This window comes from Pseudomonas sp. (genome assembly GCF_030696055.1).
In the GTDB taxonomy this organism is placed as follows: Bacteria; Pseudomonadota; Gammaproteobacteria; order Pseudomonadales; family Pseudomonadaceae; genus Aquipseudomonas.
In genome coordinates, this window is record NZ_JAUYNP010000304.1 from 14,886 (window position 1) to 36,170 (window position 21,285).

Annotated in this window: 19 protein-coding genes; 14 read left to right on the top strand and 5 right to left on the bottom strand. The window is 64.5% G+C overall.

Features of this window, described 5'->3' with window-relative positions:
* Positions 1–147 precede the first annotated feature (147 nt).
* On the top strand, positions 148–1,551 hold the full coding sequence (locus Q8Q83_RS18305; protein ID WP_371132433.1) for an amino acid permease: 1,404 nt from the start codon (positions 148–150) through the stop codon (positions 1,549–1,551).
* 127 nt (positions 1,552–1,678) lie between these two features.
* On the opposite strand, the gene Q8Q83_RS18310 is transcribed toward Q8Q83_RS18305, so the two are convergent.
* Positions 1,679–2,557, bottom strand: a complete 879-nt coding sequence (locus Q8Q83_RS18310; RefSeq protein WP_305625557.1) for a LysR substrate-binding domain-containing protein — start codon at positions 2,555–2,557, stop codon at positions 1,679–1,681.
* 161 nt (positions 2,558–2,718) lie between these two features.
* On the opposite strand from Q8Q83_RS18310, the gene Q8Q83_RS18315 reads away from it, so the two are divergent.
* Positions 2,719–3,723: an NAD(P)-dependent alcohol dehydrogenase gene (locus tag Q8Q83_RS18315; RefSeq protein WP_305625558.1), complete on the top strand. Its 1,005-nt coding sequence runs from the start codon at positions 2,719–2,721 to the stop codon at positions 3,721–3,723.
* Positions 3,724–3,937: 214 nt separating this feature from the next.
* On the opposite strand, the gene Q8Q83_RS18320 is transcribed toward Q8Q83_RS18315, so the two are convergent.
* The gene (locus Q8Q83_RS18320) at positions 3,938–4,981 is read right to left on the bottom strand and encodes a metal-dependent hydrolase (protein ID WP_305625559.1); all 1,044 of its coding nucleotides are present in this window, start codon (positions 4,979–4,981) and stop codon (positions 3,938–3,940) included.
* Between the two features lie 184 nt (positions 4,982–5,165).
* Between Q8Q83_RS18320 and Q8Q83_RS18325 the strand changes: the two genes are divergently transcribed.
* Both Q8Q83_RS18325 and arfB read left to right on the top strand, forming a co-directional pair.
* Positions 5,166–5,594, top strand: a complete 429-nt coding sequence (locus Q8Q83_RS18325; RefSeq protein WP_305625560.1) for a thioesterase family protein — start codon at positions 5,166–5,168, stop codon at positions 5,592–5,594.
* 70 nt (positions 5,595–5,664) lie between these two features.
* Entirely contained in the window at positions 5,665–6,078 is a 414-nt protein-coding gene (arfB, locus tag Q8Q83_RS18330) for an alternative ribosome rescue aminoacyl-tRNA hydrolase ArfB (RefSeq protein WP_305625561.1), read from the top strand.
* Between the two features lie 241 nt (positions 6,079–6,319).
* On the opposite strand, the gene Q8Q83_RS18335 is transcribed toward arfB, so the two are convergent.
* Together Q8Q83_RS18335 and gap are read right to left on the bottom strand one after the other, a co-directional pair.
* On the bottom strand, positions 6,320–6,784 hold the full coding sequence (locus Q8Q83_RS18335; protein ID WP_305625562.1) for a methylglyoxal synthase: 465 nt from the start codon (positions 6,782–6,784) through the stop codon (positions 6,320–6,322).
* Between the two features lie 154 nt (positions 6,785–6,938).
* A complete protein-coding gene (gene gap, locus Q8Q83_RS18340; RefSeq protein ID WP_305625563.1) occupies positions 6,939–7,940 on the bottom strand; it encodes a type I glyceraldehyde-3-phosphate dehydrogenase in 1,002 nt (333 codons plus the stop codon).
* Between the two features lie 136 nt (positions 7,941–8,076).
* Between gap and edd the strand changes: the two genes are divergently transcribed.
* From edd to Q8Q83_RS18390, 10 genes are all read left to right on the top strand, one after another.
* Positions 8,077–9,903, top strand: a complete 1,827-nt coding sequence (gene edd / locus Q8Q83_RS18345) for a phosphogluconate dehydratase (protein ID WP_305625564.1) — start codon at positions 8,077–8,079, stop codon at positions 9,901–9,903.
* Positions 9,900–10,868 carry a glucokinase gene (locus Q8Q83_RS18350; protein WP_305625565.1) on the top strand — a complete coding sequence of 323 codons (969 nt, stop codon included), beginning with the start codon at positions 9,900–9,902 and terminating at the stop codon, positions 10,866–10,868. Before edd ends, Q8Q83_RS18350 begins: the two co-directional genes overlap by 4 nt.
* Positions 10,869–10,942: 74 nt before the next feature.
* Complete coding sequence (locus tag Q8Q83_RS18355) at positions 10,943–11,671, top strand: response regulator (protein ID WP_305625566.1); 729 nt, start codon at positions 10,943–10,945, stop codon at positions 11,669–11,671.
* A gap of 19 nt (positions 11,672–11,690) precedes the next feature.
* Complete coding sequence (locus Q8Q83_RS18360; protein ID WP_305625589.1) at positions 11,691–13,118, top strand: ATP-binding protein; 1,428 nt, start codon at positions 11,691–11,693, stop codon at positions 13,116–13,118.
* 244 nt (positions 13,119–13,362) lie between these two features.
* Positions 13,363–14,616, top strand: a complete 1,254-nt coding sequence (locus Q8Q83_RS18365; protein ID WP_305625567.1) for an ABC transporter substrate-binding protein — start codon at positions 13,363–13,365, stop codon at positions 14,614–14,616.
* Positions 14,617–14,840: 224 nt separating this feature from the next.
* On the top strand, positions 14,841–15,749 hold the full coding sequence (locus tag Q8Q83_RS18370; protein WP_305625568.1) for a carbohydrate ABC transporter permease: 909 nt from the start codon (positions 14,841–14,843) through the stop codon (positions 15,747–15,749).
* Positions 15,742–16,575 carry a carbohydrate ABC transporter permease gene (locus Q8Q83_RS18375; RefSeq protein WP_305625569.1) on the top strand — a complete coding sequence of 278 codons (834 nt, stop codon included), beginning with the start codon at positions 15,742–15,744 and terminating at the stop codon, positions 16,573–16,575. Before Q8Q83_RS18370 ends, Q8Q83_RS18375 begins: the two co-directional genes overlap by 8 nt.
* A gap of 192 nt (positions 16,576–16,767) precedes the next feature.
* A complete protein-coding gene (locus Q8Q83_RS18380) occupies positions 16,768–17,919 on the top strand; it encodes an ABC transporter ATP-binding protein (protein WP_305625570.1) in 1,152 nt (383 codons plus the stop codon).
* 248 nt (positions 17,920–18,167) lie between these two features.
* The gene (locus Q8Q83_RS18385; protein ID WP_305625571.1) at positions 18,168–19,388 is read left to right on the top strand and encodes a carbohydrate porin; all 1,221 of its coding nucleotides are present in this window, start codon (positions 18,168–18,170) and stop codon (positions 19,386–19,388) included.
* A gap of 35 nt (positions 19,389–19,423) precedes the next feature.
* A complete protein-coding gene (locus Q8Q83_RS18390) occupies positions 19,424–20,326 on the top strand; it encodes a D-hexose-6-phosphate mutarotase (protein ID WP_371132434.1) in 903 nt (300 codons plus the stop codon).
* 199 nt (positions 20,327–20,525) lie between these two features.
* On the opposite strand, the gene Q8Q83_RS18395 is transcribed toward Q8Q83_RS18390, so the two are convergent.
* Positions 20,526–21,197, bottom strand: coding sequence for a metalloregulator ArsR/SmtB family transcription factor (locus tag Q8Q83_RS18395; RefSeq protein WP_305625572.1), 672 nt, complete (start codon positions 21,195–21,197; stop codon positions 20,526–20,528).
* Positions 21,198–21,285: the final 88 nt, after the last annotated feature.

Here is a 21,285-nt window from a genome sequence, read left to right on the forward strand (position 1 = left end):
GTCTGGCTCTAGCTCGCGAGATCGTAAACAGGTCTTAAGGTTCCGCAGGATCACGAGTCCCGCGGGTTTCCGTCACGGCACTGACCGACAGGTGACCCCTATGCCACGTATTCGTCTCTTCCGCTGCCTGCCCAGGAGCGCCCGCTGATGTCCGAACAGCTGCACACCGGCCCGCTCAACCGCGGCCTGAAGAATCGCCATATCCAGCTGATCGCCCTCGGTGGCGCCATCGGCACCGGCCTGTTCCTCGGCTCCGCCGGGGTGTTGCAGAGCGCCGGGCCGTCGATGATCCTCGGCTATGCCATAGGCGGTTTTATCGCCTTTCTGATCATGCGCCAGCTCGGCGAGATGATTGTCGAAGAGCCGGTGGCCGGCTCCTTCAGCCACTTCGCCCACAGCTACTGGGGGCCCTTCGCCGGCTTCCTGTCCGGCTGGAACTACTGGGTGCTCTACGTGCTGGTGGGCATGGCCGAGCTCACCGCGGTGGGCAAGTACGTGCAGTACTGGTACCCGGAGATCCCCACCTGGGCCACGGCGGCGGCCTTCTTCGTGCTGATCAATCTGATCAACCTGGTCAACGTCAAAGCCTTCGGCGAGACCGAATTCTGGTTCGCCATCATCAAGGTGGTGGCGATCATCGGCATGATAGTGCTCGGCTGTTACCTGCTGATCAGCGGCGCCGGCGGCGAGCAGGCGACTGTCGCCAATCTGTGGAGCCACGGCGGCTTCTTCCCCAACGGGATCGAAGGTCTGGTGATGGTGATGGCCATCATCATGTTCAGCTTCGGCGGCCTGGAGCTGGTCGGTATCACCGCCGCCGAAGCCTCCGAGCCGCGCACGGTGATCCCCAAGGCGATCAACCAGGTGGTCTACCGCATCCTGATTTTCTATATCGGCGCGCTGACCGTGCTGCTCTCGCTCTATCCCTGGGACAGCCTGGTGCAGAGCCTTACCGCCGGTGGCGACGCCTATGGCAGCAGCCCCTTCGTGCAGATCTTCTCGCTGATCGGCAGCGATACCGCCGCGCATATCCTCAACTTCGTGGTGCTCACCGCCGCGCTGTCGGTCTACAACAGCGGCGTGTACTGCAACAGCCGCATGCTCTACGGCCTGGCCGAGCAGGGCGATGCACCCAAGGCGCTGATGAAGGTCAACAGTCGCGGCGTGCCGGTGCTGGCCATCGGCCTGTCGGCGGCGGTGACCCTGCTCTGCGTGCTGGTCAACTACCTGGCGCCGAAGTCCGCCCTGGAGCTGCTGATGTCGCTGGTGGTGGCGTCCCTGGTGATCAACTGGGCGATGATCAGCTACTCGCACCTGAAGTTCCGCAAGGCCATGGTCGCCAAAGGCGTGGAGCCGAGCTTCAAGGCCTTCTGGTATCCAGTCAGTAACTATATCTGCCTGGCCTTCGTGCTGTTTATCCTCGGCGTGATGCTGCTGATCCCGGGCATCCAGGTGTCGGTCTACGCCATGCCGGTGTGGATTGTGTTTATCTGGGTTTGTTATCGCCTCAAGCTGGCGCTCGGCGGGGCCAGAGTGCTCAGCCAGGGTTAACTTTTAACCTCGCCTAGCGACGGCCCGCAGGCTGGCTGCCATGGATGGCAGGACACAAAAAAACAGGCTAATGCATGGACGTCAGCCTGTTTTTTTATGCCCCTTCGGCAGGCCCGGCAGCAGTCAATCAGCCGAAGCGTTCCACTAGAAAATCCACGAAGCTGCGCAGCTTGGGCGAGCGATAGCGGTCCGGCAGGTAGACCACGCTCGTCGGCTTGCTGGGGAGTTCATGCTGGGGAAACAGTTGCACCAGGCGACCCGCCCGCACATCGGCCTCCAGCAGAATCGCCGGTTGCTGCACTATACCCAGGCCCTTTAGCGCCGCGACACGCAGCGCCTGCCCCTGATTGATCTGCAGGCGACCCGACACCGGCACGCGGTAGCTGCCGTCCTGGTCGCTCAGGCGCCAGTGGCTCAGCGCGGCGGTCGAGAAAGCCAGGCACTCATGCTGGCTCAGGTCCTCCGGCTTGGTCGGCGTACCCCGGCGCGCCAGGTACTCGGGGGAGGCGCAGATCATCAGCCGATAAGGCGCCAGCGACTTGGCTATCAGTGTCGAATCCGGTAATTCGCCGATGCGGATGGCCGCCTCGAAGCCTTCCTCCAGCAGATCCACCACCCGGTCGGACAAGACCAGATCGACGCTGACCTGGGGGTGGCGCTCGAGGTATTGCGCCAAGGCGGGCATCAGTGCCTCGGTGCCGAAGGTCACGGGTGCGCTGATGCGCAACTTGCCCGCAGGCGCCAATTGCAGGCTCTGGGCCTGTGCGTCGGTTTCGGCCACCAGCCTGAGGATTTCCTTGCAGCGGCCGTAGTAGTCCTCGCCGAAGGTCGTGAGGTGCTGGCGCCGGGTCGTTCGGTTGAGCAGTTGCATGCCCAGGCGTTTTTCCAGCGTGCGCAGGTGGTTGCCCGCCATGGTCGCCGAGATACCGTAAGCCGTGGCGGCGGCGCTAAGGCTGCCCTTTTCGACGGCCAGAACGTACACCTGCATGCTGTCGAGTAAGTCCATTAGCAATCCATGTTTTCAAATGAATAAATAGAACCGCAGTTTATCCATTGTCTGTTTTTAATAAAACTGATGCCTAGTCGTTGGCGCGCTACATCACTGGCGCTGTGATGTAGCGAGTTGGCGGCCTCACCCGGCAGCTGTTTTATTGGAGAGAAAAGACCATGAAAGCCATTGAACTCACCGCTCACTCCCTCACCGCGTTTCGCCGCACTGAATTGCCCGACGCCAAGGCCAGTCACGGCGAGGTGCTGGTGCGCCTGCGCGCCGCTACGTTGAATTTCGCGGACGTGGCCGTCGCAACGGGCGCCTTCCCTGGCGCGACCTTTCCGATGATTCCGGTTGCCGATGGTGCGGGTGAAGTCGTCGCGCTGGGCGAAGGCGTCAGCGGCCTGGCCATTGGCGAGCGGGTGATCCCGCACTTTATGCCGAATTGGCAAGGCGGGGCCATGACACCGCGCAATGTGGCCGCGATGCGTGGCATCACACTGCCAGGTTCGCTGGCCGAGTACGTGGCCGTTCCCGCCACCAGCCTGGTCGCCTTGCCGGCTCACCTGGATTTCGTTCAGGGCGCGGCGTTGCCCATCGCCGCGACGACGGCCTGGAATGCCGTGCGTTCGGCCCAGCTGCGCCCCGGCTCGGTGGTGGTGCTGCTGGGAACCGGCGGGGTCAGCATCTTTGCCTTGCAGTTCGCCAAGGCCTCTGGCGCCACGGTGATACTCGCGTCGTCCTCCGACGAGAAGCTGGAGCGTGCGCGCCAGCTCGGCGCCGATCAGCTGATCAACTACCGCGCCACGCCTGCCTGGGACGAGGAAGTGCTGAAACTCACCGAGGGGCGCGGCGCCGACTTGGTGGTGGAGACGGTTGGCGGGGCAACCTTCGCGCGCGCGCTTAACGCAGCGGCAATGGGCGGTACGGTATTTACGGTCGGCTTTGTCAGCGGCACGGCCGCCTCGATCGACCTGCTGCCGATCATAGTCAAGGCCTTGCGTATAGTCGGCAATAGCACTGGCTCCGTGGCCGACCTGGCGGAGGCGGCCCGCGCCATTACCGCCCACCGCATAGTGCCGGTGGTCGACCGTGTGTTTAGCATCGACGATACCCGCGCCGCCTATGCCGAACTCAGTGCTGGCGGGCGGCACTTCGGCAAGCTCGCCATCGCCCATTGAGCCACGGCAGACAGTTCGAGTCCTGAGCGTTCGGCAACTAGTGCTGTGCCGGTTTTAGAACCTGTTTACGATCTTGCGAGCTAGAGCCAGACAAGGCAAAACTGGCCTAGGGAGCGGAGTTTACGAGTTGTAAATGAGCATCCCGAGGCCAGTTTTAACGCGGTATGGCCGACGCGCAGCAGATCGTAGGCAGGTTCTAGGGCATTTCGCGCTATCAGGGTTTGTGGGTCAGGGCTTGGGCCCAGCTCAGCAGTTGCACCGGCTCGCGTTCGTCCCAGATCCGTTGCCAGAGCACCAGCAGGTGCTCGGGTTCACCTCGGGTGAAGGGCAGGCGTTCGATTTTCGGCAGCGGCTGCCAGCGGCCGTCGCGGCGTTCGGCGAAGATAAAGCGGAAGGGGTGGTAGCCGGTCATGCCCAGGCGCAGGTCGGTGACTATCAGCTGCTCGCCGATCTTGTCGTAGCGCAACACGCCGTGGGTAAACCAGCTTAGGCGCGCATGCTGTGGCGACTTGCGCAGCGACTTGGCCAGGGCGGCGCCGCGGGGAATACGTTCGAGCAGGGGTGGGCTGTGGTCGAGCCAGCCGACCAGGGCCTCGTGGTAGTCCTCGCCATCCAGCACTATTACCCGCCACAGCAGGCTGTTGAATGGCGTTGGTGTGCTGAACAGCTGTTCGGCCTGGATGCCGCGCTGGGCCAGCAGTTGTTCCACTCGCTGTTCGGCCATCCACTTGCCGGTGACGGTAAAGGCCAGGTACAGGCTGGACAGGCACAGGGCGGCAATCGCCAGCCATTGCGGGCGCTCGCGTAGGTCTCGCAGTAGCCCGACGATGACCGCCACCAGCAGCGGCAGGGTATATAGCGGGTCGATAATAAAGATGCTCGACCAGGTCGTGGGAATCGGCATCAGCGGCCAGAACAGCTGGGTGCCGTAACTGGTAAAGGCGTCCAGCAGCGGGTGGGTGATCAGCACCAGCCAGATCGCCAGAAACAGGCGTCGCGTCGAATACGCGGGGTTGGGCTGCCATCGTCGTATCACCCAGGTCAGCAGCACGGCCAGGCTGCTGAGCACCAACAGCGAATGGCTGAAGCCGCGGTGCTGGGTCATATTGGCCACGGCGTCGCCGTAATCGATCAGCACGTCGAGGTCGGGCACTGTGCCGAGCAGGGCGCCGTACAGCAGCGCCTTGCGCCTCTGCCAGCGGCCGAGCAGTGCGCCCTGAATGCTGGCGCCGAGTACCGCCTGGGTGAGCGAATCCATTTATCGTCCCTTGGCCAATTCCGTGGTCTTAACTTAGCGCCGAGCCGGCCGAAAGGCAGCGGTTAAATTCCGACTAAAGATTTCAGCGCTCCGCCGGTTTGCCCCCTTTATTTGTCCCATATGTCCCTCCCGCATGGCCGCTGGCGGGCCTAGCATGGCGGTATCAATCACAAGGAGCGTCGTTATGACCGCTTTCGATTTCCAGGTGACCTGGGCCGATCTGGATTCCAGTGCCCACCTGAAAAACACCCGTTATCTGGATTATGCCGCGCAAACGCGTTTCCTCTTCCTGGCCGGGGCCGGCTTCACCCCACAGGCCTTTGCCGAGGCGAAGATGGGCCCGGTGGTGTTCGAGGACCGCGTCGAGTACCGCAAGGAGTTGCGCCTGCTGCAGAAATTCAGCGTGCGCATGCAGGTCGGCGGCCTGACCGAGGATGGCGCAAAGTTCATCCTGGTCAACGAGGTGCAGGGTCCCAAGGGCGAGCTGTGCGCCCGGGTGCAGACCACTGCCGCCTGGTTTAGCCTGGACAGCCGCAAGGTCACGCCGCCACCAGCAGCGCTCAAGGCGGCCATGGAGCAGGCCGAGCGCACCGAGGATTTCCGCTGGCTCTGATGCCGCAGACGGGCAGGCGAGGGCGCATGGGGTTATCCTGGGCGCCCTTGAGCTTATCCCGACCCTGCCCATGCTGGTGATTTCCCATAGCGTCCACCTGCCCGACGACGAAGTCGAGCTGACCGCCATTCGCGCCCAGGGCGCCGGCGGGCAGAACGTCAACAAGGTGTCCAGCGCCGTGCACCTGCGCTTCGACAGTCAGGCCTCAAGCTTGCCGCCGTTCTACAAGGAACGCCTGCTGGCGCTGCGCGACAGCCGCATCACCTTGGAGGGCGTGGTGATCATCAAGGCCCAGCAATACCGCACCCAGGAACAGAACCGCAGCGATGCCCTGGAGCGCCTGGTCGAGTTGATCCGCAGCGCCGGCAAGACCGAGAAGGCCCGACGCCCGACCAAGCCGACCCTGGGCTCGAAGAAGCGCCGCCTGGAAGGCAAGAGCAAGCGCGGGACCATTAAGGCGGGCCGGGGCAGGGTCGACTTCTAACAGGCCATTGAAAAACTACCTACGTTGCCGATACTGCGTTAAAAACGGCCTCAAAATGCTCATTTACAGCCAGTAAACTGCGCTTTTTCGGCCGTTTATGCCTTGTCTCGGCTGCCTCGCCGACATTTTTCAACGGCCTGCTGACTGCGTTCGCCGCAGAGCCTCAGGGCCGAGGCCGGCAGTACCAGCAGCGCCATCTGGAGGCCGATAAATAGGCTGGCGCTGGCGCCTGTGTCCGCTATTAGCTGCGGTTATGCAGATAGGCGGTGTAATCGGGAATGCGGTAGTCGTGGGCCTGGTCCAGCAGCGCGCTGCCGAGCATATAGTCGGCGCTGCTCTCGTTGCAGGCCACCGGGATATTCCACACCGCGGCGACCCGCAGCAGTGCCTTGATATCCGGGTCGTGGGGCTGCTGCTCGAAGGGGTCCCAGAAGAACACCAGCATATCCACCCGCCGCTCGGCGATACGCGCGCCCAGTTGCTGGTCGCCGCCCAGGGGGCCGCTGATCATGCTTTCGATCGGCAGGTCGAGGCGGCGGTTGAGCAACATGCCGGTGGTGCCGGTGGCCAGCAGATGGTGCCGGGCCAGTTTGTCGCGCTGGCGTTCGCTCCAGTCGAGGAGGAACTCCTTGCAGTGGTCGTGGGCCACCAGGGCGATGCGCTTGCGCGCCGGCAGGGTGGCGCTGGTAAAGCTGATACGGCTCATGCTGGGTTCCTGGATTTAGCTGGGTAGCCCGGATGCAATCCGGGGAGGCGCTGTCCCGGATTGCATCCGGGCTACGGTACTGGCGATCCATTGCCGGTGAAAAGCATCGCCAGCAAGCTGGCTCCTACAGATAAACGTGCCGCCGCGATCGCTTTCAAACAGCGTTATGCAGGGCCAGGCAGCTATCCAGCATCCTGTTGGAGAAGCCCCATTCGTTGTCGTACCAGGCCATGACTTTCACCAGCCGGCCGCTGACCTTGGTGTGGTTGGCGTCGAAGATCGACGACAGCGGGTTGTGGTTGAAGTCGCAGGACACCAGCGGCAGGCTGTTGTAGCCGAGCACCGGGGATTTCTGGCTGGCGGCCAGGAGCAGGGCGTTGATCTCCTCGCTGCTGGTGTCGCGCTTGACCTGCAGGCACAGGTCGACCAGGGAGACATTGATCACCGGCACCCGCACGGCCATGCCGGTGAGTTTGCCGGCCAACTCCGGCAGCACCAGGCCGACCGCTTCGGCGGCGCCGGTCTTGGTCGGGATCATCGACTGGGTGGCCGAGCGGGCGCGGTAGGGGTCGTCGTGGTACAGGTCGGAGAGGTTCTGGTCGTTGGTGTAGGCGTGGATGGTGGTCATCAGCCCCTGCTCGATGCCCAGCTCGCGCTGCAGCACCTGGGCCACCGGGGCCAGGCAGTTGGTGGTGCAGGAGGCGTTGGAGATTATCTGCATGGACTGGCGCAGAATGTCGTGATTGACGCCGTAGACTATGGTGGCGTCGGCACCCTTGGCCGGCGCCGAGATGATCACCTTGCGCGCCCCGGCGCTGAGGTGGGCGGCGGCCTTGTCGCGCTCGGTGAACAGCCCGGTGCATTCGAACACCACATCGACCTTGAGCGCCTGCCACGGCAGCTCGGCCGGGTTGCGAATGGCGCTGACGGCGATGCGGTCGCCGTTGACGCAGAGGCTCTCGCGTTCGTGCTCGACGCTGCCGGGAAAGACGCCGTGCACGCTGTCGTACTTGAGCAGATGGGCATTGATCGCGCTGTCGCCGAGGTCGTTGATCGCCACCACCTGCAGCCGTTGGCGATAGTCTTGACTGTAGAGGGCGCGCAGCACGTTGCGGCCGATGCGGCCGAAGCCGTTGATTGCGATGCGAATAGTCATGCTCGAGCTCCGATCTTGATTTTTGTTGTTGGAATTACAAGATTATGCCCGTAAGTGTAGAAATCAAGTGTTTTAAGTGGCAGTATTTTTGTAGGAAGCACAAAATATTGCCATTCACCTGCCAGGAGTCCTGCCCATGCATCCCCGCGTTATCGAGGTAACCGACCGTCTGATCGCCCGCAGCCGCGCCACGCGCGAGCCCTATCTGGCGATGATTCGTGGGGCGGCCAGCGCAGGTCCGCAGCGCGGCAAGCTGCAGTGCGCCAACTTCGCCCACGGCGTGGCCGGTTGCGGCAGCGCAGACAAGCAGACCCTGCGCCTGATGAATGCGGCCAACGTGGCGATTGTTTCTGCTTATAACGACATGCTCTCGGCGCACCAGCCCTATCAGCCCTACCCGGAGCAGCTCAAGCAGGCTCTGCGCGAGGTCGGTTCGGTCGGTCAGTTCGCCGGCGGTGTGCCGGCCATGTGCGACGGCGTGACCCAGGGTGAACCGGGCATGGAGCTGGGCATCGCCAGTCGCGAGGTGATCGCCATGGCCACCGCCGTGGCGCTGTCGCACAACATGTTCGACGCCGCGTTGTACCTGGGGATCTGCGACAAGATAGTGCCCGGCCTGCTGATGGGCGCCCTGCGTTTCGGCCATCTGCCGAGCCTGTTCGTGCCGGCCGGGCCCATGCCTTCCGGGCTGTCGAACAAGGAAAAGGCCGATGTGCGCCAGCGCTACGCCGAGGGCAAGGCCAGCCGCGACGAGTTACTGGAGGCCGAGATGGCCGCCTACCACAGCCCCGGCACCTGCACCTTCTATGGCACCGCCAACACCAACCAGTTGCTGATGGAGGTGATGGGCCTGCATCTGCCGGGCGCCTCCTTCGTCAACCCCAACACCCCGCTGCGCGATGCCCTGACCCGCGAGGCGGCGCAGCAGGTCACCCGTCTGACCCAGCAGAGCGGGCAGTTTATGCCGCTGGGCGAAATCGTCGACGAGCGTTGCCTGGTCAACGCCATAGTGGCCCTGAGCGCCACCGGCGGTTCCACCAACCACACCCTGCATATGCCGGCCATCGCCCAGGCCGCGGGGATTCAGCTGACCTGGCAGGACATGGCCGACCTGTCCGCCGTGACCCCGACCCTGGCCCACGTCTATCCCAACGGCCAATCCGATATCAATCACTTCCAGGCCGCGGGCGGCATGGCCTTGCTGATAGGCGAGCTGCTGGATGCCGGGCTGCTGCACGACCAGGTCAACACAGTGGCCGGGCCTGGCTTGCGCCGTTACACCCGCGAGCCCTTCCTCGAAGACGGTCAACTGGTCTGGCGCGACGGCCCGCGCAAGAGTCATGACGAAAGCGTGCTGCGCCCGGTGGCGCGGCCGTTCTCCGCGGAAGGCGGCCTGCGCCTGATGCAGGGCAACCTGGGGCGTGGGGTGATGAAGGTGTCCGCCGTGGCCCTGGAGCATCAAGTGGTCGAGGCCCCGGCAAGGGTGTTCGAGGATCAGCAGGAGCTGGCCGATGCCTTCAAGGCCGGCGAGTTGGAGCGCGATTTCGTCGCGGTGATGCGCTTCCAGGGCCCGCGCAGCAACGGCATGCCGGAGCTGCACAAGATGACACCCTTCCTCGGCGTGCTGCAGGACCGCGGCTTCAAGGTGGCGCTGGTCACCGACGGGCGCATGTCCGGCGCTTCGGGCAAGATTCCGGCGGCCATTCACGTCTGCCCCGAGGCCTTCGGTGGCGGGCCGCTGGCGTTGGTGCGCGACGGCGACCTGATTCGCGTCGACGGTCACACCGGCGAGTTGTGCGTGTTGCTCAGCGACGCCGAGCTGGCGGCGCGCACGCCTGCGCTCGGCACCCTGGATAATGCTGTGGGCTGCGGCCGCGAGCTGTTCGCCTTTATGCGCCAGGCCTTCAGTTCGGCGGAGCAGGGCGCCTGTGCCTTTACCAGCAGCCTGGAGTCGCTCAAGTGAAGTTGGCCCTGGTCGGCGATATCGGCGGCACCAACGCGCGCTTCGCCCTGTGGCGCGCTGAGCGGCTGGAGTCGGTACGGGTGCTGGCCACCGCCGACTATCCGGGGCCGGAGCAGGCGATTCGCGCCTACCTGGCCGAGCTGGAACTGCCTCTGGGCGCGGTGGATTCGGTGTGCCTGGCCTGCGCCGGGCCGGTGAGTGGCGACCTGTTCCGCTTCACCAATAACCACTGGCGCATCAGCCGTTCGGCCTTCTGCCGCGAGCTGCAAGTGCGCGAATTGCTGCTGATCAACGATTTCTCGGCCATGGCCCTGGGCATGACCCGGTTGCGCGAGGATGAGCGCATCGCCATCTGCCCCGGCGAGGCGGAGGCGGAGCGCCCGGTGGTGGTGATAGGCCCGGGCACCGGCCTGGGGGTCGGCACCTTGCTGGCTTTGGCCGATGGCCGCTGGCTGGCCTTGCCAGGCGAGGGCGGGCATGTCGATTTGCCGATCGGCAGCCCGCGCGAGGCCGAGCTGTGGCAGCAGCTGTATCGCCAGCTCGGTCATGTGCGCGCCGAGGATGTGCTCAGCGGCGGCGGCCTGCTGCTGCTCTATCAGGCCATCTGCGCCCTGGATGATCTGACCCCGCGCCTGCATTCACCGGCGGAGGTCACGGCGGCGGCGCTGGCCGGCGATCCCGTGGCCGCGGCGGTGCTGGAGCAGTTCTGCTGCTGGCTGGGCCGCGCCGCCGGCAATAACGTGCTGAGCCTGGGCGCGCGCGGCGGCGTCTATATAGTCGGCGGCGTAGTGCCGCGCTTCGCCGAACTCTTCCTGGCTAGTGGTTTTGCTCGCAGCTTCAGTGACAAGGGCTGCATGAGTCATTACCTTGCCGGCATCCCGGTGTGGCTGGTGACGGCCGAGTATCCCGGTTTGATGGGCGCGGGCGTGGCCTTGCAGCAGGCGTTTGCCGTAGCCCGGATATAATCCGGGACAGCCGTTGATAGAGCCCCCCGGATTGCATCCGGGCTACAGAGTCATAACAAGAAAGGTGGCGGACCATGAGCCAGCCCGGCAAGTCGATTCTGCTGGTCGATGACGACCAGGAAATTCGCGAACTGCTGCAGACCTACCTGAGCCGCGCCGGCTTTCAGGTGCGCACCGTCGGCGATGGCGCCGGCTTTCGCCAGGGGCTGTGTGCCGAGCTGGCGGATTTGGTGATTCTCGATGTGATGCTGCCCGATGAGGATGGTTTCAGCCTGTGCCGTTGGGTGCGCGAGCACCAGCGTTTCGCCCAGGTACCGATCATCATGCTCACCGCCAGCTCCGATGAAACCGACCGGGTGATAGGCCTGGAGTTGGGCGCCGACGATTACCTGGGCAAGCCGTTCAGCCCGCGCGAGTTGCTGGCGCGGATCAAGGCCTTGCTGCGCCGCGCGCATTTTTCCCAGGAGCGCGGCGGCGAGGTATTGGCCTTCGATGAGTGGCGCCTGGATATGGTCAGCCACCGCCTGTTTCATGCCGATGGCGAGGAGGTGATTCTCTCCGGCGCCGACTTCGCCCTGCTCAAGCTGTTTCTCGATCACCCGCAGCAGATTCTCGACCGCGATACCATAGGCAACGCCACCCGCGGCCGCGAGGTGATGCCGCTGGAGCGCATAGTCGATATGGCGGTCAGCCGCCTGCGTCAGCGTCTGCGCGATACCGGCAAGCCGGCGCGGCTGATCCGCACCGTGCGCGGCAGCGGTTACCAGTTGGCGGCGGCGGTGACGCCCTACAGCCATGCATAGCTGGCGCAAACTGCTGGCGCTGCCGCGCTCGCTGCTCGGGCGCATGTTGCTGCTGACCCTGCTGGTGGTGTTGCTGGCCCAGGGGCTGTCCAGCCTGATCTGGGTCTCGCAGTTGCGCGCCAGCCAGATGGAAGGGCTGCTCACCAGCTCGCGCAGCCTGGCGCAGTCGATGGCCGCCAGCGTCAGCTATTTCCGCTCGCTGCCCCTGGGCTATCGGCCCATGGTTCTCGACCAGCTGCGCAATATGGGCGGCACGCGTTTCTTCGTGTCCCTCAACGACAAGCCGCTCAGCATGCAGGTGCTGCCAGAGACCCCACGCAAGCGCGCGGTGCTGGATGCGGTGGACGCCACCCTGCGCGAGCGCCTGGGCAAGGACCTGGACCTGTTGGTGCAGTTCGTCAGCCCGGACGACCTGCGCATCTTCAACAGCGCCCTGAAACTCGACGAGTTGCCGCGCTCCTGGGCCCACTATGCCCTGAGCCTGGAGCCGCTCAATCCGCCGGTGCTGGTGACGCAGATCCAGATCGCCCCGGGCGAATGGCTGTATCTCGCCTCCCTGATGCCCGAGCCCTATGTCGGCCTGGAGCAGCAAGGGCTGCCGGCCCAGCAGCTGTGGTTCATCATCCTCACCAGCAGTTTCCTGCTGCTGTTTATCGGCATCCTGGTGCACTGGCAGAGCCGCCCGCTCAAGCGCCTGGCGGTGGCGGCGCGGGAAATGTCCCTGGGCAGCGAGGTGGAGCCGCTGGCCGAGGCGGGCGGCAGCGAGGTGGTCGAGGTCAGCCGCGCCTTTAACGCCATGCGCGAGCGCATCGGCCGCTACCTGCGCGAACGCAGCCAGCTGTTCAGCGCCATTTCCCATGACCTGCGCACGCCCATCACCCGTCTGCGCCTGCGCGTCGAGCTGCTCGACGACGAAGCCGTACAGGCCAAGTTCAGCCGCGACCTGGACGAGCTGGAGATGCTGGTCAAGGGCGCGCTGCAATGTGTCAAGGACACCGACATCCACGAGAATATCGAGCCGGTGGACCTCAGCCAGCTGCTCAATTGCGTGATCGAACCCTACCTGGCGCCGCTCGGCAACGGCCGCGTGACCCTGGATGGCCAGGCGCTGGCGCCTTACCCGGGCAAGCCCCTGGCGCTCAAGCGCTGCATCGGCAACCTGGTGGACAACGCGCTGAAATATGGCGAACGCGCCCATCTGCATATCGAGGACGCTATCGACGCCTTTGTCCTGCATGTGGATGACGAAGGCCCGGGGGTGCCCGAGCAGCGTCTGGAGCAGGTGTTCGAGCCGCATTTCCGCCTGGCCGGGCAGCAGCAGGGCTACGGCCTGGGCCTGGGCATTGCGCGCAATATCGCCCACAGCCACGGTGGCGAGGTCAGCCTGCGCAACCTGCGCGAGGGCGGCCTGCGGGTGACCCTATGCTTGCCGCGTTTCGCCGAATAAAGCGCCGTTTGGGCGCTGTTCGCCGCCCTGCTCCGGTGCCGTTGTAGCCCGGATGCAATCCGGGGCGTTGGGCCTGCCAGCCAATCCATCCCGGATTGCATCCGGGCTACGGACCGCGCCTATGTAACCATCCCGTGACCTTTACGCATCCCTTCGTTACCCGCGGCGGCGGTGACTGTGGTTAGACTCGATTCCAGCGCAAGCACCAGACTTGCTGGTAATAACAACAATAAAGGTACTGCTCATGAATGCGATCTCACGCCTGACTGCCGCTATCTCCCTGGTCTCTCTGCTGCCACTGGCTGCCCATGCCGGTGAAGTGGAGGTGCTGCACTGGTGGACCTCGGGCGGCGAAAAACGCGCCGCCGATACCCTGCAGAAACTGGTCGAAGCCAAGGGCCATAGCTGGAAGGACTTCGCCGTCGCCGGCGGTGGTGGCGAGGCGGCCATGACCGTGCTGAAGACCCGCGCCGTGTCCGGCAACCCGCCGGCCGCCGCGCAGATCAAGGGTCCGGATATTCAGGAGTGGGGCGAGCTGGGCTTGCTCGCCGACCTCAATGGCGTGGCCGCCGAGCAGCAGTGGGACAGCCTGCTGCCCGAGCAGGTGGCCAACGTGATGAAGTACCAGGGCGACTATGTGGCGGTGCCGATCAACGTGCACCGGGTCAACTGGCTGTGGATCAACCCCGAAGTGTTCGCCAAGGCTGGCGCCACCCCGCCGACCAGCCTCGCCGAATTCTTCGTCGCCGCCGACAAGCTCAAGGCGGCCGGCTTTATTGCCCTGGCCCATGGCGGCCAGCCCTGGCAGGACGGCACAGTGTTCGAGGACCTGGCCTTCAGCATTCTCGGCGCCGAGGGCTATCGCAAGGCCTTCGTCGAGCAGGACAAGGCGACCCTGACCGGGGCCAAGATGGTCGAGGTGTTCGCCGCCCTGCAGAAACTCCACGGCTATATCGATGCCGACGCCGCCGGGCGCGACTGGAACACCGCCGCGGGCCTGGTGATCAACGGCAAGGCCGGCATGCAGGTGATGGGCGACTGGGCCAAGAGCGAATGGACCGCCGCCGGCAAGGTCGCCGGCAAGGACTACCAGTGCCTGCCATTCCCCGGCAGCCAGGGCAGCTTCGCCTACAACATCGACTCCCTGGCCATGTTCAAGCTCAGCGACGCGGACAACCGCAAGGCCCAGGAAGACCTGGCGCGGATCATCATGGGGCCGGAGTTCCAGCAGTTCTTCAACCAGAACAAGGGCTCGATCCCGGTGCGCCTGGATCAGGACATGAGCAGCTTCGACGCCTGCGCCCAGGCCTCGATGCAGGACTTCAAGGCAGCCGCGGCCAGCGGTGGCCTGCAGCCGAGCCTGGCCCACGGCATGGCCGCCTCCAGCTATGTGCAGGGCGCGGTGTTCGATGTGGTGACCAACTTCTTCAACGACCCCAAGGCCGACCCGCACAAGGCTGCCCAGCAGCTGGCCGCGGCCATCGAAGCGGTGCAGTAAGGCAGGCCGCCCCGGCCGCCGCTGAACGGCGGCTGTCGTAGGGCGGGTGCAACCCGCCGGTTTCCAAATCTGTTTTCTCCCAGCGCCTGCTTTATAAGCAAGCGCCGCGGGATCGGCCGTGTCGGTTTTTATGTAGGAGCCAGCTTGCTGGCGATCAGCGCGCTGACCATGGATCGCCAGCAAGCTGGCTCCTACAGGTGGTGTATCAAGCAACGGAGTTACCCATGAGCTCAATAGCAGTCTTTACCAAGGCCTCACCGCTGGATGCGCTGCAACGCTGGCTGCCCAAGCTGGTGTTGGCACCGAGCATGCTGATAGTGCTGGTCGGCTTCTACGGCTACATCCTGTGGACCTTCCTGCTGTCGTTCACCGGCTCGCGTTTTATGCCCAGCTATTCCTGGGTCGGGCTGCAGCAGTACCAGCGCCTGCTGGACAACGACCGCTGGTGGGTGGCGAGCAAGAACCTGCTGGTGTTCGGCGGCCTGTTTATCGGCATCAGCCTGGTACTCGGCGTGCTGCTGGCGGTGCTGCTGGACCAGCGCATCCGCCGCGAAGGTTTTATCCGCACCATCTTTCTCTACCCCATGGCGCTGTCGATGATAGTCACAGGCACCGCCTGGAAATGGCTGCTCAACCCCGGCCTGGGCCTGGACAAGCTGCTGCGCGACTGGGGCTGGGAGGGCCTGCGCTTCGACTGGCTGGTGGACCCGGAGCGGGTGGTCTACTGCCTGGTGATGGCCGCGGTGTGGCAGTCTTCGGGCTTCGTCATGGCGCTGTTCTTGGCGGGGTTGAGAGGGGTGGATCAGTCGATTATCCGCGCCGCCCAGGTGGACGGCGCCAGCCTGCCGAATATCTACCTGCGCATCGTGCTGCCGAGCCTGGGCCCGGTGTTCTTCAGCGCGCTGATGATCCTCGCGCATATCGCGATCAAGAGCTTCGACCTGGTGGCCTCGATGACCGCCGGCGGCCCCGGTTACTCCTCCGATCTGCCGGCGATGTTTATGTACGCCCACACCTTTACCCGCGGCCAGATGGGCCTCGGCGCCGCCAGCGCGATGCTGATGCTCGGCGCGGTGCTGGCGATCCTGGTGCCCTACCTGTACTCCGAACTGCGAGGCAAACGCCATGACTAAGCCCGTCTTTAGCCTTAGCCGTGTGGCCATCTACGCAACCCTGCTGGCGGCCTGCGCGGTGTACCTGATTCCGCTGCTGATCATGCTGCTGACCAGCTTCAAGAGCCCGGAGGATATCCGCAGCGGCAACCTGCTGTCCTGGCCGGATGTGATCACCGCCATCGGCTGGATCAAGGCCTGGGACGGTGTCGGCGGCTACTTCTGGAACTCGGTGAAGATCACCATTCCGGCGGTGTTGATTTCCACCTTGCTCGGCGCGCTGAACGGCTATGTGTTGGCCATGTGGCGCTTCCGTGGCTCGCAGCTGTTCTTCGGCCTGCTGCTGTTCGGCTGCTTCCTGCCGTTCCAGGTGGTGCTGCTGCCGGCGTCCTTCACCCTCGGCCAGCTCGGCCTGGCCAACACCACCGGCGGCCTGGTGCTGATCCATGTGGTCTACGGCCTGGCCTTCACCACGCTGTTCTTTCGCAACTACTACGTGAGCATTCCGGACGCCCTGGTGCGGGCCGCGCGCCTGGATGGCGCGGGCTTCTTCACCATCTTCGGACGGATTCTGCTGCCGATGTCGATCCCCATCGTCATGGTCTGCCTGATCTGGCAGTTCACCCAAATCTGGAACGACTTCCTCTTCGGCGTGGTGTTCGCCAGCGGCGATACCCAGCCGATCACGGTGGCGCTGAACAACCTGGTCAACACCAGCACCGGGGCCAAGGAATACAACGTCGATATGGCCGCCGCGATGATCGCCGGCCTGCCGACCCTGGTGGTCTACGTGCTGGCCGGTAAGTATTTCCTGCGCGGCCTTACCGCCGGCGCGGTCAAAGGTTAAAGCTGCTGCGCTCGGTCATGCGGCGTTGGAATCCGGCTCGGAAAGCCGCTTGCGGCTAACGCACTTCAGTGCGGCCCGAAGGGGCGAGCGAAGCGAGTCATGCTCATTTAGCGGCCTAAACTCCGCTTCCTCGCCGGATTCCGCCTTGCCTGACCTTCGCTCGCGACACTTCAACGATATTGGAGAGATGAAATGGCAACCCTCGAACTGCGCAACGTCAACAAGTCCTACGGCAGCGGCCTGGCGGACACCCTGAAAAATATCGAGATATCCATCGATTCCGGCGAGTTCCTGATCCTGGTCGGCCCCTCGGGCTGCGGCAAATCCACATTGATGAACTGCATCGCCGGCCTGGAAGATATCAGCGGCGGGGCGATTCTGGTGGACGGTGCCGACATCAGCGGCATGAGCCCCAAGGACCGCGATATCGCCATGGTCTTTCAGTCCTATGCGCTGTACCCGACCATGACGGTGAAGGACAACATCGCCTTCGGCCTGAAGATGCGCAAGATGGCCCCGGCGGCCATCGAGGCAGAAGTGGCGCGGGTGGCCAAGCTGCTGCAGATCGAGCACCTGCTGGCGCGCAAACCCGGCCAGCTGTCCGGCGGCCAGCAGCAGCGCGTGGCCATGGGCCGGGCGCTGGCGCGGCGGCCGAAGATCTACCTGTTCGATGAGCCGCTGTCCAACCTCGACGCCAAGCTGCGGGTGGAGATGCGCACCGAAATCAAGCTGATGCACCAGCGCCTGAAGACCACCACCGTCTACGTCACCCACGACCAGATCGAGGCCATGACCCTGGGCGACAAGGTGGCGGTGATGAAGGACGGCATCATCCAGCAGTTCGGAACCCCGCGGGAGATCTACAACGATCCGGCCAATCTGTTCGTGGCGAGCTTTATCGGTTCGCCGCCGATGAACTTTATTCCCCTGCGTTTGCAACGCCGCGACGGTCAGTTGCTGGCCTTGCTCGACAGTGGTCAGGCGCGTTGCGAACTGCCTCTGGGCGCTATGGGGGAGGGCTTCGAGAACCGCGAGGTGATCCTCGGTATCCGTCCCGAGCAGATCCAACTGGCCACGGCCGAAACGCGCAATCAGTCGTCGATTCGCGCCGAGGTCGAGGTGATAGAACCCACCGGCCCGGACACCCTGGTGTTCGTCTGCCTGAACCAGACCAAGGTGTGCTGCCGCCTGGCCCCGGACGACGCGCCGCAGGTGGGGCAAACCCTGGAGCTGCAGTTCGATCCGAGCAAGCTGCTGCTGTTCGACGCGCAAAGCGGTGAGCGCCTATTGCCGGGCAAGTCGCAGCCGGTCGAACGCAAGGTCACTCAGTTAAAGCTCGGCTAGCTGGGGACTTCACCGAACCCGCGCTTCGGCGGTTATCCGAGGATTCGTAGCCCGGATGCAATCCGGGGACACCACGACACGACGAAACCATTCCCGGATTGCATCCGGGCTACGGCGCTAAAGCGGCGTTGCCTGCTGATCCGCCGCTAGCGACTGCAAGGCAATAAACACAGGCTTGCTGGGGCTGCCTTATCCGCCCCCGAGCGGGTGCAACGAGCATGACAACAATAAAAACAAGAGGAGTGGATATGAGAGCAGCAACGAGTCTCGGCCTGGCGTTGACCCTGGGATATCTGGCATTACCCCAGGCCCATGCCGCGGAATTTAGCGGCTATGTGCGCAGCGGCGCGGGCGGTTCGGTCAATGGCGGCACCCAGTCGTGCTTCCAGTTGCCCGGTGCGCAGTCCAAATATCGCCTGGGTAACGAGTGCGAGCAGTACATCGAGCTGGACCTGCGTCAGGACCTGTTGAGCCTGGACGACGGCTCGCTGGTCAGCGTCGAGGGCATGGCGCAGCTGTATAACCAGTATGGCCATACGCCGAAATTCACCGGCGACTACGGCTTCGCGCGGATGAACCAGATGTACGCCGAGTGGAGCAAAGTGCCGGCGCTGAATGGCGGCTCGCTGTGGGCCGGGCGGCGTTTCTATAAGCGTAACGACATCCATATCTCCGACTTCTTCTACTGGAACCAGAGCGGCACCGGCGCCGGCATCGAGGACTTCGAGCTGGGTGGGCTGAAATACAGCTACGCCTTCTCGCGCAAGGACAGCTACTTCCAGGAACCCTATATCAACCGTCATGACTTCAACGTCGCCGGCTTCCAGGTCAATCCCGGCGGCGAGCTGGAGCTGGGCCTGAGCTTTATCGACAAGCCCGATAGCACGGACGCCCACAGCGGCTGGTCGGTTACCGCGCAGCACAAGCAGGCGGAGTTTCTCGGCGGGGTGAACACCCTGGCCCTGCAATACGGCCGCGGGCCGGGCACCGGCCTGGGGTATACCGGCGACGTGAGCCTGGATAGCGACAACCACAGCTATCGCCTGGTGGAGTTCTTCGACTGGCAGGCCACCCCGCGCTGGGGTGGTCAGGCGCAGTTCGTCTACCAGAAGGATGTGCGCCCGGATGGCAGCGATCAGGACTGGCTGTCGGTGGGTGGGCGCACCAGTTACGCCTTTACCGAGCAGTTCAAGCTGGTCGGCGAGCTGGGCTTTGATCAGGTCGATGCTGTGGGCGGTACGCGCAAGCTGAGCAAGTTCACCGTGGCGCCGACCTGGTCACCGGCCGGTCCCGGTTTCTGGAGTCGCCCGGAAATTCGCCTGTATTACACCTACGCCAGCTGGAACGAGGCGGCGCAGCGTGCAGCCAGCCAGATGGCGGCGGGTTCGGCGCTGTCCGATAGCGGCGCCTTCGCCACCGCGCAGCATGGCTCCAACTTCGGCGTGCAACTCGAATACTGGTGGAAATAGCTCGGTGTCGCTGAGCGTATTCAATAGGTGCCGGCATGCCGCTGCTTAAACCGCAGCCGGTGACGGCACAGGCAACCCGGCCGGGGGCTGCTGCAGAGCATCCCCTGGCCGGGTTGTTTGCGCCTGCTGGCGAGCCCGGCATGCGCTGGGTCACGCATCAGCAGCGCGACTTGCTGCTGATCGAGCATGCGCGCTTTCAGGCGGTGTTCAGCCGCCAGGGCGGGCAGCTTCTGCATTTTCAACCCCGTGGCCAACGGCCCTGGCTCTGGTGTGCCAGCCACTGGCCGCGGGGTGGGGCGATTCGCGGTGGAGTGCCAGTGTGCTGGCCCTGGTTCGGTCGGCATCCCAGCGAGAGCGGCTGGCCGTCTCATGGCTGGGCGCGGCTGAGCGACTGGGAGCTGCTCGACTGCACAATGGACGAGCAGAGCGTGCGCCTGCGCTGGCAGCTGCAGCTGTGGGATTGGCAGGTATGCCTGGAAGCCGAGCTGGGCGATGGCATGGCTTTACGCCTGAGCAGCAGCCATCAGGACAGTCAGCCCTGCCAGCTTAGCCATGCCCTGCATGCCTACTGGCGCATCAGCGATGTGGTGCGGGTGGCGCTGCTCGGCCTGGATGGCGCCCAGGGTCACGACCTGCTCAAGCGAGCGGAGTGCCTGCAGCAGGGCGAGTTGCGCAGCGAGGATGGCTGTCACCGCATCTATCGCCACGCCGGCATGCTGCAGTTGCAGGACCTGGCCTGGCAGCGGCGTTTGCTGATCGATACCAGCGGCGGCGCCAATACTGTGGTCTGGCACCCGGGTAGCCGGCCCCTGACCGATGTCAGGTGGAACGAGACCCTGGGCTTTCTCAGCGTGCAGGCGGCCAGTTGCGCCACCGACAGCCTGTGCCTGGCGCCGGGGCGGGAGGCCGTGCTGGAACTCAAGGCGCGCTTGGGATGAGAGGCTAGTGTGCTGCCTCAGAATTACTGATGCCGGCGAAATAGTTCGGATAGCACTCTGTAGGAGCCCGCTTGCTGGCGATCTTCGGTGCCTGTTAGCGGATCGCCAGCAAGCTGGCTCCTACAAAACCGGTGGCGCCCCGACGGGCAGCGGCTCGACCGGGAAAACGATTATTACCAGACAGGCTCCTAGCGGCCGCTTAGTGCTCGGCACTTGGAGTCGCGAGTATGCGGTAGGTGCAGCGGCGGTCGCCGGCGAGGAAGTGCTCGACGCGCTCGACCGTGACGCCGTCGCCGAGTACCTCACGGAATAGCCTCAGCTCGCCGCCGCAGAGTTGGCTGCAGAAGTGCGCAGCCTTGGCGATCGCGCAGTGGTTTTCCACCAGTTCGAGGGTCCCGTCCTGGGCCGGCCGGCACTCGGCCATAAAGCCTTCCGCGCAGCGGATCTTCACCAGGGCGGCCACTCGCTGGTCGAGCGGCAGGTCCTGGTGCGGCATCTGCGTGCGATAGGCGGCCACCTGCTTGCGCGTCCAGCCGTCGGTCAGGCGTTCCAGGCCTTCATCGCCGAAGGTGCTCTGCACCACCTGCAGCATGTCGACCGCCAGCCCCGCATGCTGATCCGGAAAGCGCGCATCGGCCTTGGGCGTCAGGCGCCAGATGCGCGCGGGGCGGCCGATCTTGCGCTGCTCGTCGCTGAACTCGACCAGGCCCTCGCCAGAGAGGACGGCAAGGTGCTGGCGCACGGCCATGGCCGTCACCCCCAGCTGCTGCGCGACTCGCGCCGTGGCCTGGGGCCCGTCCCGCTTGAGCAGGAAGAGCACGCGATCCCGACCGGAACCGGGGGCCTCGGCATTCTGGCTGGCAGCGCGCATCGCAGCTTCCCTTTGCATACTTAGGAAAGTTCATTATTGACAATCTAGGCGCGAGCGTCTAGCTGTTAAGTCTGGCGGCTGCGGCGTG